Genomic DNA, 10,870 nt, shown 5'->3' on the forward strand with positions numbered 1-10,870 from the left:
CCTCATCAACCCGCTGCGGCGGGTTTTTTTATGCCCGGAGTTTATATGGCGTGGAAAGATCGGCTGGTGGATGCGTCGTTTCGTGGCGTTCCGTTCAAAACTGAAGACGAGAGTCTAACCGCTGGGCGGCGTGTCGAAACACACGAATTTGTGAACCGTGATAAGCCTTATACGGAAGACTTGGGCAAAGCAACCTCACGGCCTAAATTTTCTGGGTATGTCATCGGCGATGACTGCTATGAACAACGAGACAGATTGATAGAAGCGCTTAATAAGCCGGGGCCGGGGACGCTTGTTCATCCGGCATATGGTGAGATGAGCGTCTGTGTTGACGGTGAGATCAACGTAAGCACATCAAGCAGTGAAGGGCGCATGGTGCGCTTTGAGCTTCGTTTCGTTGAGGCAGGTGAACTTACTTATCCGACATCTGGGACCGCGACAGCCAACACGCTTGTTTCCTCCTGTTCTGCCCTTGATGACTGTATTAGCGATAACTTCGAGAAGTTCGGTATGGACGGCATGCCTGATTTCGTTCAGAACGGTGTGATTGAAGATGCGACCAGCATGCTTGGCTATGTCTCTGACAAAATGGCGATGGTCGATTCTGGTATTTCCGCCGCCGCACGGTTAATGCAGGGGGATATCTCTGTTCTGCTCCCGCCGCCATCTTCAGGCAAGGGGTTCGTTGACCAATTGCAGACAATGTGGCGTTCGGGGAATCGACTCTCTGGTAATGCCAGCGACCTGTTCACAATGATTAAAAACTTTTCAGGTATCTCCATGGGGAGTGATCTGGCACCGCGTGGCGTATGGAAAACGGACAGCAAGACGACGCAGAGCCAGAAACAGCAAAGTAATTATGTTGCCAGCGCGGTTCGTACAACGGCAATAAGCGAAGCGGCTTATGCTGTCACGACGTTACCTGCTCCAGTTGTCACGACAAGCGAGCAAAGTCAGCAGTCCACTGGCTGGCCTTCTGTTACTCATCCTGAGCTGAATCATGCTCCTGATGAAGCGACAATTGTCGACGTGCCTACATGGGATGATCTGGTCGATATCCGTGACACGCTGAATACTGCTATTGATAAAGAACTATCCCGCACGACCGATGATCGTTTGTTTCTGGCTTTGCGCAGAGTGAAGTCTGACCTTAACAACGACATAAAACACCGCCTGATACAGACCCAAAAGACCGTTATCAGAACGCCTGATGAGGTAACGCCTGCACTGGTTCTGGCGGCAACCTGGTTCGATAACGCTTCACGGGAGTCTGACATTGTCAGGCGTAATGCTGTGGCTCACCCGGGCTTTGTGCCGGTAGCTCCGCTGAGGATTCCTGTACGATGAACGATAACGTGACTCTCCGTGTCAACGGTCGTGAGTGGGGTGGCTGGACGTCAATTCGTATTGGTTGCGGGATTGAGCGTTTGGCCCGAGATTTTAGTGTAGAGATTACCCGCCAGTGGCCCGGTGGTGATGGTGTTGCGTCACTTCAGCCCAGGGTTAAAAACGGCGACAAGGTTGAGGTTTTAATCGGTGATGACCTGGTGGTTACCGGTTGGGTTGAAGCAACGCCGGTTCGCTATGATGCGCGATCAATTAGTGTCGGAATTAGCGGGCGTAGTCTGACCGCCGATCTGATTGATTGTGCTGCTGAGCCGACTCAATTCAATGGGCAATCACTCGTTCAGGTTGCCTCGGCGCTTACCAGACCTTTTGGCATTGCGGTGATAAACGCTGGCGCGCCGGGTGGTGTTATTCCCGGCGTACAACCCGACCACGGTGAAACGGTTATTGAAGTCCTGAACAAGATGCTTGGACAGCAGCAGGCGCTGGCCTACGACGATCAGCGTGGAAGGCTGGTAATCGGCGGCATTGGTACCACGCGCGCTCATACAGCTCTGGTGCTGGGAAAAAACGTTATTTCCTGTGATACCGAAAAAAGTATTCGTGAACGTTTTTCCACTTATCAGGTTTCTGGTCAGCGCGCCGGAAATGATGATGATTTTGGTGCTGCTACCACGACGGCTCTTCGTGCAAAAACAACAGATGCCTCAATTGGCCGTTACCGCCCTATGGCAGTACAACAAATAGGGCAGTCGACTGGCGCCAGTTGCATTGCGCGCGCCGAATTCGAGGCGCGACAACGCGCTGCACGTACCGATGAAGCCACGTACACGGTGTGGGGCTGGCGACAGGGGGATGGTTCTCTGTGGCAGCCAAACCAGCGGGTTATTGTTTTCGATCCGATCTGCGGCTTCAACAACCGCGAACTCCTCATCTCTGAAGTCTCATTCACTAAAGACAATAACGGCACCCTGACAGAGTTACGCGTCGGGCCGCCGGATGCCTATCTTCCTGAGCCCGAAGAGAGCAGTCAGAAGCGTGCTAAAAAACGCAAAGTCAAAGAGGACCCGTTCTAATGGGAGTAATGCAAAGCCTTCAGAGACAGGTTCTGGGACTCATTGGACGCGCTGTTGTGAAGAGTATCAACGCAGCTTCCAAGTGCCAGATGATAGATGTTGAGTTACTGGCTGGGCAGCAAAAGGCGGGTATTGAGCACCTTGAACCCTATGGCTTCACTTCTCGTGCACAAGCGGGGGCTGAGGCTGTTGTTTTGTTTCCTGATGGTGACCGTTCTCACGCCGTTGCGATCACCGTGTCTGATCGTCGCTATCGCATGAAGGGGCTCAAAACGGGGGAGGTTGCTCTCTACGATGACCAGGGGCAGTCAGTCACGCTGACACGCGCCGGGATTGTTGTTGATGGTGGTGGCAAGGTGGTTACGTTTAAAAACGCGCCTAAAGCCCGCTTTGAAATGGATATTGAGTCAACGGGCCAGATAAAAGACCTCTGTGATACTTCTGGCCAGACAATGTCGGCGATGCGTGTTGCTTATAACGGGCATAAACACAGAGAAAACGGGCTGGGCAATAACACCGATACACCTGATAAACAAATGGGGGTGTGATGGAACTTTGGCTTACGGTAAATGGGAAACGGGTAAGCGCCGGTTCTCAGCTTGATCCGCTCACCCGCGCTGTAGTGATTTCTTTATTCACCCACCGCCGCGCCGATCCTGATGATAACGCTGATGTTCCGATGGGGTGGTGGGGCGATACCTGGCCGGTTGTCGCGAACGACCGTTATGGTTCGAAATTGTGGCTACTCCAGCGGAGCAAGCTCACGAACGCCCTGGTGAATACCGTGCGCAACTATCTGCGTGAAGCTCTTCAATGGATGCTGGATGACGGTGTGGTATCTCGTATCGACATTGATATCCAGCGAACCGGTATTAATGAACTTGGGAATAAGATTGTTCTCTGGCGACGGGATGGTCCGGTAACGATTTCTTTTAACGATCTGTGGAGTGTAATCACCAATGGCGGACAGTGAATTTCAGCGGCCAACATTGGCCGAAAACATCAGCATAATCCGCACAGACCTTTTTGCACGCCTTGACATCAATGATGAACTTCGCCGCATGGATGAAGATGTCAGGGCCAAGGTTTATGCCGGGGCGCTGCATACGGTTTATGGCTATATCGATTATCTGGCGATGAATATGCTGCCTGACCTGTGCGATGAGTCATGGCTTTATCGGCATGCTGCTATGAAACGATGCCCGAGAAAAGATGCCGTGGCCGCATCAGGTTTTATGCGCTGGGATGGCGTAACGAACGGGCTGAAGGTTAGCGCCGGTTCGGTAATTCAGCGTGACGATCTCGTCCAGTACATCGTTCAGGCAGACGTAACGAGTGCCGGTGGTGTGCTTCGTGTGCCCGTTGCCTGCAGCGTGACAGGCACGACCGGAAATATGGATGATGGTGAGGCGCTCTCACTGGTTACGCCGGTTAACGGACTTCCTTCCGGCGGCATGGCCGATACGGTCACTGGCGGTTTTGATATTGAAGACCTTGATGTCTGGCGTGCCCGTGTCCTGGAACGCTATTACTGGACCCCGCAAGGCGGCGCTGACGGTGATTATGTTGTCTGGGCAAAAGAAGTGCCAGGCGTAACACGTGCGTGGACTTACCGGCACTGGATGGGGACGGGCACGGTTGGCGTTATGATTGCCAGTAGCGACCTGATTAACCCGATTCTTGATGATGCAACAGTTGCTGCGGCTCAGGCACATATTGAACCGTTGGCACCCGTAGCGGGTTCAGACCTCTATGTATTTAAGGGGACGCCAAAAACGGTCAACTACACCATTGACCTGAACCCGGATACTCCTGAAATACGCGCCGCAGTTGAGGCCGAGCTTCGTTCATTTCTGCTGCGTGACGGCTATCCGGAAGGGACGCTTGAGCTATCCCGTACAAACGAGGCGATTTCTATAGCTGCCGGTGAGTACAGCCATAAGCTACTTTCTCCAACAGTTGATACGCCAGTTGCAAAAAATGAACTGGCTGTACTGGGGGTAATAACGTGGGCGTGAGTAATGATGATTATGTCCAGTTACTGAGTGCGCTGCTTCCACCCGGACCTGCATGGTCAGTTGACGATGTTGCAATAAGTGGCGTAGCGCCTTCTTTGCTCAGGGTGCATCAGCGCGCTGATGAACTCATTCAGGAGCTTGATCCGAGTACCACAACAGAACTTATTGACCGATGGGAGCGGTGCTGCGGTCTGCCTGATGAATGCATACCATCAGGCACACAGACGTTACGGCAGCGACAGCAACGGCTGGACGCAAAAGTTAATCTTACCGGAGGAATCAACGAAGATTTCTATCTTCGTCAACTGGCCGCTTTGGGGAAGCCCGGCGCCACTATCACGCGCTATAACAAGGGACCTTTCAAATGTACGTCGTCGTGTATGGATGCGACCTATTCAACTGAATGGCGTTATTACTGGCAGGTAAATATGCCTGCTTCAACGGACGCCACCTGGATGACCTGCTCAGACAATTGCGAAACGGCCATTCGTTACTGGGGCGATACTGTTGCCGAGTGCGTTATCAATAAACTTTGCCCGTCCCATACCTACGTAATATTCAAATATCTGTAATCGGAGACATTATGCATCGTATTGACACACCTACTGCGCAGAAAGATAAATTCGGCGCGCGAAAGAACGGCTTTACTCGTGGAAACCCGCAAACAGGAACGCCTGCCACTGATTTGGATGACGACTATTTCGACATGTTGCAGGAAGAACTGGCTGGAGTGGTAGAAGCAAGCGGCGTTAACCTGGAAAAATCAAAACATAACCAGTTACTGACTGCCCTGAAAGCACTGCTGCTAAGCCGCGCACATCCTTTTGCAGATATTAAAGCAGACGGAGCTGCAGCAATTGCAGAGGCTCTCTCAAACCTTGGTCTTGAAAACGTCCTGCGAGCTGACCACGCATCATTTGCCGGATTTGAATCAAACGATCCCGCAATTCCATACATGCGGCATGTCACAACAGATGCAGTAATTAGATTAGCCACTACCACCGCATTGCAAAATGGTCTGAACGACAAACAAGATAAAGATGCGACTCTGACAACACTGAGCGGGAAAGATGCGAATGGCATTCTCCAGTATTTGGGGTATGAAAGTGGTTCTGGGTGGGTGAAGCTGCCTGGAGGATTGATTATTCAGCGCGGACGAATTGGACACCAAGTTGGCATCACATCCGTTCTGGTTACACTGCCGAGGGCATTTACCAGTCTGGAATATTCTGTCGCACAGTCCTGGAGTGACGTTCAGAATATAGCAACCGGAGATACTCAGAACCCTGCGAGCAACGGCACTCAATTTTCTTCCCGTACATTGACTACATTTCAGTCATGGCAGGCAGGTCCAGGTGGATTCAATACTGACTATATAGCTATAGGATATTAACGATGGATTATATCTGGAGTGCAAAAAAAAATGGCTTCTATCCCTTAAGTGAACAAGATAGATATAAATCGCTGGGATTATGGCCTGATGATGGGGTTGAGGTTACCGATGAGCAACATGCAGCGATTTTCCTCAATCCCGCTCAGGGAAAGGTAATTGGCACCGAGAATGGGAGGCCAGCCTGGATTACCCCTCCACCACCGACAGTCGAGGAGTTGCAGGCCGGAGTGCAGGCGAAAATTAACGCGCTGCGCGCCGAGGCTGATTCAGTTATCAGTCCATTGAAAGACGCCCTGGAGGGGGGATATATAGATGATGCGGATAAGCCAAAGCTGACTGCATGGCAGAAATATCGCTATGCACTAACAAAGGTTGACTCAGCAAACCCTGTCTGGCCTGAGATGCCAATATAGGAACGTTTACGAAAATGAATATCCGCCACAGCGTAATCAAGACGAAACTGTGGCGGGCATTGAAAATCTTTACTCACTCACTAACCAGAATTCAGCCTCTTCAAACATTTCCTGAACAGTACGGCTTATCTGTTCCTTCTCGTGCTTGCTGGCGTTAGTGTTGATCGCCGGCAATGTCATCATCGGTTTAACCCTGACGTCAGCGTCGGGGAAAATCCGGTGAACCCTCTTACTCAATTCGCCCAGAATGATATCTTTTGCACCGGGCAGACCATCAAAATTCCTTTTGTCATAAACGAGTTCCACGAACATTGCTTATTGCTCCTTTACTGGGTAGATATACAGTATTTATACTGTGTTTTTATCCAGTATTCAAGAGAGAGCGTAAACATGGGATTCCCATCACCTGCGGCAGATTATGTTGAAACACGAATCTCCCTCGATCAGCAACTAATTAGCCAGCCCGCAGCGACTTATTTCATGCGGGCATCGCGTTCACATTTCAGGGAAGGAATACTCCAGGGAGCGTTGCTTGTTGTGGATGCATCACTTACTGCCTGCGATGGTTCACTACTGATATGTGCAATAGACGGGGAATTCAGGATCAAGCGATACCGAACTCACCCTCAGCCCCACCTGATAAATCTAGAAAACGGGAGAAGGGAGGCGCTGCCAGTAGATGATGGCGGTTACAGTTCTGCACCCGCTATATTCGGGGTGATCACGTACATCATTAATGATGCCAGGAATGGAGAGTTCGACGATTGCCCAGTTATGTAATGAAAAAAAGCCCGCTTGTACGGGCTTTCGCTTAGTCATTTTTTCTGGACTTTTGCAATTGCTCAAGCCTTACATGAAGTGATTTAGGGAATAGCTCTGTGTAAACTTGCCACAGTACATTCAGCGATCTGTGGCCAGTGACTTGGGCCACTTCCTCTATACTGAATCCAGCTTCAAAAAGTCTGCTTGCGCCTTCCCTTCTAAGGTCATGGTATCTTAGATCCTCAATTCCAAGAGCACTTCTAACCCTTTGGAATCCCGCCGTTACGGAACTGCTTATATAAGGAAATATTAGCTCTGACTTACGCGGCTGGCGCTGGACAATATCCCAGGCTTCTCCGAGTAAAGCGACATTCATGTGGTTCCCTTCTTTTTTACGTGGATCCTTCCTATCTCTCACCAGCACTGATTTTTGTTTTTCATCGATATCATCCCATCGCAGACGGCAAACCTCGCCAATGCGCATGCACGATAAAACAGAAAACATCAGAATATCGACGAATGGGATTTTTGATCCCCGCCTTTGAGAACGTTGCTTCAGGCCTTCGATCAGCATGTTTAGTTCTTCAGATGCTGGTCGACGACTACGTCGATTTGATTTTCCAATTAGCCCCAATTTGAGGAGGTGAGGGCGTGCCTCTTTTGCCGGATTGCTAGTATAGTTAATGCCATACACTGGCTTTGCACAATCAAGCACGCTTCCAAGATAGCTGACGTCATGACTTACGGTCGCTGGCCCTGCTCCTGCATTATTTCGCAATCGACAGTGCTCTATTACGTCATTTGCGGTTAAAGACAGCAGGGGGATAGCTGCAATGTCGCAGTCAACGAGCATATTAAGAACATAGCTTTTTGTACGTCCCGCTTTGCCACCGGCGTTTGGATCATTGATGTATTTTTGCAACAAATCACGGACTGTGATTCCGGTTGCATCATCAGATGATGGGAGACCATAAAGATCCAGTTCCATAACCCTCTGGGATCCCCATGTTTTAGCATGCGCCTGTTTTGGGAAGGTTTTACTTTCTCTGAATGTGATAACGCCTTTTTCCTTAATAAGCACGGTACAGCGGTAGCGTGGAGTGCCATCAGATTTTAGTCGTTTCTCTATGTTATAGTATGCCATTACTCTGTCTCGTCATTTCAGGTTCCCATTCGTATGGGGGCCTGAGTGGGAACCTGATAAGAGAAAAATATACTTAAATGTCAAAAAATGCACGGTAATCTTAAAATGATAAAAACCAGCCAAACCAGCGCAATGCCTGAAAATACTGACAATCACTGGAATGGTCGGTTTAGTGTTGCTCCTATGCTCGACTGGACGGACAGACACTGCCGCTACTTTTTGCGCTTACTGTCCAGCCAGACGCTGCTCTATACGGAGATGGTAACCACTGGGGCAATCATTCATGGTAAAGGCGATTATCTGGCGTATAGCGAAGAAGAACATCCGGTCGCATTGCAACTGGGCGGGAGCGATCCTGCGGCGCTGGCGCAGTGCGCAAAGCTCGCTGAACAGCGGGGCTACGACGAAATCAATCTCAACGTGGGTTGTCCTTCCGACCGCGTACAGAATGGCATGTTTGGCGCCTGCCTGATGGGGAATGCGCAACTGGTCGCCGATTGCATCAAAGCAATGCGCGACGTGGTGTCGATTCCGGTAACGGTGAAAACTCGTATCGGCATTGATGATCAGGACAGCTACGAATTCCTCTGCGATTTCATCAACACGGTATCTGGCAAAGGCGAATGTGAGATGTTTATCATTCACGCCCGCAAGGCCTGGCTGTCCGGGTTAAGCCCGAAAGAAAACCGCGAAATTCCACCGCTGGATTATGACCGTGTTTATCAGTTAAAGCGTGATTTTCCGCATCTGATGATGTCGATCAACGGCGGCATTAAATCGTTGGAAGAAGCGAAAATTCATCTGCAACATATGGATGGCGTGATGGTGGGGCGTGAGGCGTATCAAAACCCAGGCATTCTGGCGTCCGTTGACCGCGAGATTTTTGCAGCTACCACCGAAGATACCGATCCAGTCGCCGTGGTGCGTGCCATGTACCCGTATATTGAGCGTGAACTGAGTAAGGGAACCTATTTGGGACATGTGACACGCCATATGTTGGGGCTGTTTCAGGGCATCCCTGGTGCCCGTCAGTGGCGTCGCTATCTGAGCGAGAATGCACATAAAGCCGGGGCAGATATTAACGTTCTGGAGCACGCGCTGAAGCTGGTGGCAGACAAGCGTTAAGTTTTCACCAAAAGTTAGTTAATTTCACCACGCCCTGCGCTTTGTCGCGGGGCGTTTTCTTTATAAATCAACGCATTATTTTTGGCATGTTTCTTGTAAAGCAATGGAGAGAATTTCATTTCGGGAGAGAGCCATGCTGGAACTACTTTTTGTGATTGGATTTTTTATCATGCTGATGGTCACCGGCGTATCTTTGCTGGGCGTTCTGGCTGCATTGGTCGTAGCCACCGCCGTGATGTTTCTGGGCGGACTATTTGCCTTGATGATTAAACTGTTGCCCTGGCTGCTACTGGCTGTTGCCGTGGTGTGGGTGATCAAGGCGATAAAAGCGCCAAAAGTCCCACAGTATCAGCGCAATAACCGCCGGTTTTACTAAGGTATTGAGCGGTACGTCACAACCTGCAACATTGCCTTTAGAACCAAATAGGAATTGATTATCAAATCTGTCACTATTGCCAGGTTAACGAATTCATCGAGCTGTACCCTACATACAGCCGAACTAAAAAAAGAAAGGGCTTCCTGCGGGAAGCCCTAATTCTTTCTTTCCCCGTCATCTTAAGGAATTAGCAAACTCGATCCCTGCGTGGCACGGCTTTCCAGTACTTCATGAGCACGCTGTGCATCGTGCAGTGCGAACGTTTGACCAGGCGCGACATCCACTTTGATCACTCCACTGGCAATCAGCGAGAAAAGCTCATTGCTGGCTTCGGTTAATTCGCGGTGATTGGTGATGTAACCCTGTAGAGAAGGACGGGTCACGTAGAGCGAACCTTTCTGGTTCAGAATGCCTAAGTTCACGCCGGTCACCGGCCCGGAAGCATTACCAAAGCTGACCATTAATCCCCGGCGCTGTAAACAATCCAGCGAGGCTTCCCAGGTATCTTTCCCCACCGAGTCATACACCACTCGCACTTTTTTACCGCCAGTTACCTCTTTCACTCGCTCAACAATGCTCTCTTCACGATAGTTAATGACCTGCCATGCGCCAGCCTGCAGTGCAATTTGCGCTTTTTGCGCACTGCCGACGGTACCAATCAGCTTCGCACCCAAGGCTTTTGCCCACTGGCAGGCAATCATGCCGACGCCGCCCGCAGCCGCATGGAACAAAAACGGCTCATCAGGTTGAATTTCATAGGTTTTACGTAACAGATAAAAAACGGTTAGCCCTTTAAGAAACGAGGCGGCAGCTTGTTCAAACGAGATAGCGTTAGGCAGGATGGCGGCTTTATCGGCCGGAACGTTATGCACTGAGCTGTAGGCGCCAAGAGCAGACTGGGCGTACACCACGCGATCGCCAGCTTTAATGTGTGTCACTTTGCTGCCGACTTTGCTGACTACGCCGGCAGCTTCGGTACCCAGACCGCTGGGCAGGGAAGGCGGTGGATAAAGACCACTGCGGATGTAGGTGTCGATATAGTTGATCCCAATCGCTTTGTTCTCGACCTGGATTTCGTTTTCCGCCGGGTCTACGGGCGTAAACTCCACTGCCTTGAGTACATCAGGGCCACCATGCTTGTGAAATTCAATACGTGTTGCCATGCTTCCTCCAAAAGAAATGTGGTAATCTTTCGACCCAATCATTATCTCGGTAA

General features: G+C 50.4%; 14 protein-coding genes. 11 read left to right on the forward strand and 3 right to left on the reverse strand.

Annotation, left to right across the window (positions count from 1 at the left end; all coding sequences use genetic code 11):
• Positions 1–45 precede the first annotated feature (45 nt).
• From ACHHZ7_RS17620 to ACHHZ7_RS17655, 8 genes are read left to right on the forward strand one after another with little or no spacing between them, the layout of a single operon-like run.
• Complete coding sequence (locus tag ACHHZ7_RS17620) at positions 46–1,347, forward strand: DNA circularization protein (protein ID WP_049015478.1); 1,302 nt, start codon at positions 46–48, stop codon at positions 1,345–1,347.
• A complete protein-coding gene (locus ACHHZ7_RS17625) occupies positions 1,344–2,423 on the forward strand; it encodes a phage baseplate assembly protein (protein ID WP_395149137.1) in 1,080 nt (359 codons plus the stop codon). Before ACHHZ7_RS17620 ends, ACHHZ7_RS17625 begins: the two co-directional genes overlap by 4 nt.
• Positions 2,423–2,971: a phage baseplate assembly protein V gene (locus tag ACHHZ7_RS17630; protein WP_049015481.1), complete on the forward strand. Its 549-nt coding sequence runs from the start codon at positions 2,423–2,425 to the stop codon at positions 2,969–2,971. Before ACHHZ7_RS17625 ends, ACHHZ7_RS17630 begins: the two co-directional genes overlap by 1 nt.
• On the forward strand, positions 2,971–3,396 hold the full coding sequence (locus ACHHZ7_RS17635; RefSeq protein WP_049015482.1) for a phage GP46 family protein: 426 nt from the start codon (positions 2,971–2,973) through the stop codon (positions 3,394–3,396). Before ACHHZ7_RS17630 ends, ACHHZ7_RS17635 begins: the two co-directional genes overlap by 1 nt.
• Positions 3,383–4,441, forward strand: a complete 1,059-nt coding sequence (locus ACHHZ7_RS17640) for a baseplate J/gp47 family protein (protein WP_049015484.1) — start codon at positions 3,383–3,385, stop codon at positions 4,439–4,441. Before ACHHZ7_RS17635 ends, ACHHZ7_RS17640 begins: the two co-directional genes overlap by 14 nt.
• A complete protein-coding gene (locus ACHHZ7_RS17645; RefSeq protein WP_395149138.1) occupies positions 4,432–5,013 on the forward strand; it encodes a YmfQ family protein in 582 nt (193 codons plus the stop codon). The genes ACHHZ7_RS17640 and ACHHZ7_RS17645 overlap by 10 nt, the downstream gene beginning before the upstream one ends.
• 11 nt (positions 5,014–5,024) lie before the next feature.
• On the forward strand, positions 5,025–5,834 hold the full coding sequence (locus ACHHZ7_RS17650; RefSeq protein ID WP_395149139.1) for a hypothetical protein: 810 nt from the start codon (positions 5,025–5,027) through the stop codon (positions 5,832–5,834).
• A gap of 2 nt (positions 5,835–5,836) precedes the next feature.
• Positions 5,837–6,247 (forward strand): tail fiber assembly protein, encoded by a 411-nt coding sequence (locus ACHHZ7_RS17655; protein ID WP_284633406.1) that lies wholly within the window; start codon positions 5,837–5,839, stop codon positions 6,245–6,247.
• 69 nt (positions 6,248–6,316) lie between these two features.
• Here the strand turns inward: ACHHZ7_RS17655 and ACHHZ7_RS17660 are convergent, their stop codons facing one another.
• On the reverse strand, positions 6,317–6,559 hold the full coding sequence (locus ACHHZ7_RS17660; RefSeq protein ID WP_049027964.1) for a DinI-like family protein: 243 nt from the start codon (positions 6,557–6,559) through the stop codon (positions 6,317–6,319).
• 78 nt (positions 6,560–6,637) lie between these two features.
• Here ACHHZ7_RS17660 and ACHHZ7_RS17665 point away from each other — a divergent pair, with 78 nt between their 5' ends.
• Positions 6,638–7,027 (forward strand): S24 family peptidase, encoded by a 390-nt coding sequence (locus ACHHZ7_RS17665; RefSeq protein WP_044712045.1) that lies wholly within the window; start codon positions 6,638–6,640, stop codon positions 7,025–7,027.
• Positions 7,028–7,058: 31 nt separating this feature from the next.
• Here the strand turns inward: ACHHZ7_RS17665 and ACHHZ7_RS17670 are convergent, their stop codons facing one another.
• The gene (locus ACHHZ7_RS17670) at positions 7,059–8,153 is read right to left on the reverse strand and encodes a site-specific integrase (protein WP_047722298.1); all 1,095 of its coding nucleotides are present in this window, start codon (positions 8,151–8,153) and stop codon (positions 7,059–7,061) included.
• Positions 8,154–8,240: 87 nt separating this feature from the next.
• On the opposite strand from ACHHZ7_RS17670, the gene dusA reads away from it, so the two are divergent.
• Both dusA and pspG read left to right on the forward strand, forming a co-directional pair.
• Positions 8,241–9,278 carry a tRNA dihydrouridine(20/20a) synthase DusA gene (gene dusA, locus ACHHZ7_RS17675; RefSeq protein WP_395149140.1) on the forward strand — a complete coding sequence of 346 codons (1,038 nt, stop codon included), beginning with the start codon at positions 8,241–8,243 and terminating at the stop codon, positions 9,276–9,278.
• A gap of 133 nt (positions 9,279–9,411) precedes the next feature.
• The gene (gene pspG, locus ACHHZ7_RS17680) at positions 9,412–9,654 is read left to right on the forward strand and encodes an envelope stress response protein PspG (protein WP_003031713.1); all 243 of its coding nucleotides are present in this window, start codon (positions 9,412–9,414) and stop codon (positions 9,652–9,654) included.
• Between the two features lie 179 nt (positions 9,655–9,833).
• On the opposite strand, the gene ACHHZ7_RS17685 is transcribed toward pspG, so the two are convergent.
• The gene (locus tag ACHHZ7_RS17685) at positions 9,834–10,817 is read right to left on the reverse strand and encodes a quinone oxidoreductase (protein WP_008786924.1); all 984 of its coding nucleotides are present in this window, start codon (positions 10,815–10,817) and stop codon (positions 9,834–9,836) included.
• Positions 10,818–10,870: the final 53 nt, after the last annotated feature.

It is taken from the genome of Citrobacter freundii complex sp. 2024EL-00216 (genome assembly GCF_043945515.1).
Taxonomy (GTDB): domain Bacteria; phylum Pseudomonadota; class Gammaproteobacteria; order Enterobacterales; family Enterobacteriaceae; genus Citrobacter; species Citrobacter portucalensis.

Excerpts from the sequence above, each read along its gene's own strand:
- ACHHZ7_RS17655 (WP_284633406.1), top strand. The coding sequence starts at position 5,837 with ATGGATTATATCTGGAGTGCAAAAAAAAATGGCTTCTATCCCTTAAGT.
- ACHHZ7_RS17650 (WP_395149139.1), top strand. The coding sequence starts at position 5,025 with ATGCATCGTATTGACACACCTACTGCGCAGAAAGATAAATTCGGCGCG.
- ACHHZ7_RS17625 (WP_395149137.1), top strand. The coding sequence starts at position 1,344 with ATGAACGATAACGTGACTCTCCGTGTCAACGGTCGTGAGTGGGGTGGC.
- ACHHZ7_RS17635 (WP_049015482.1), top strand. The coding sequence starts at position 2,971 with ATGGAACTTTGGCTTACGGTAAATGGGAAACGGGTAAGCGCCGGTTCT.
- ACHHZ7_RS17620 (WP_049015478.1), top strand. The coding sequence starts at position 46 with ATGGCGTGGAAAGATCGGCTGGTGGATGCGTCGTTTCGTGGCGTTCCG.
- ACHHZ7_RS17665 (WP_044712045.1), top strand. The coding sequence starts at position 6,638 with ATGGGATTCCCATCACCTGCGGCAGATTATGTTGAAACACGAATCTCC.
- ACHHZ7_RS17685 (WP_008786924.1), bottom strand. The coding sequence starts at position 10,817 with ATGGCAACACGTATTGAATTTCACAAGCATGGTGGCCCTGATGTACTC.
- ACHHZ7_RS17670 (WP_047722298.1), bottom strand. The coding sequence starts at position 8,153 with ATGGCATACTATAACATAGAGAAACGACTAAAATCTGATGGCACTCCA.
- pspG (WP_003031713.1), top strand. The coding sequence starts at position 9,412 with ATGCTGGAACTACTTTTTGTGATTGGATTTTTTATCATGCTGATGGTC.
- ACHHZ7_RS17640 (WP_049015484.1), top strand. The coding sequence starts at position 3,383 with ATGGCGGACAGTGAATTTCAGCGGCCAACATTGGCCGAAAACATCAGC.
- dusA (WP_395149140.1), top strand. The coding sequence starts at position 8,241 with ATGCACGGTAATCTTAAAATGATAAAAACCAGCCAAACCAGCGCAATG.
- ACHHZ7_RS17660 (WP_049027964.1), bottom strand. The coding sequence starts at position 6,559 with ATGTTCGTGGAACTCGTTTATGACAAAAGGAATTTTGATGGTCTGCCC.
- ACHHZ7_RS17630 (WP_049015481.1), top strand. The coding sequence starts at position 2,423 with ATGGGAGTAATGCAAAGCCTTCAGAGACAGGTTCTGGGACTCATTGGA.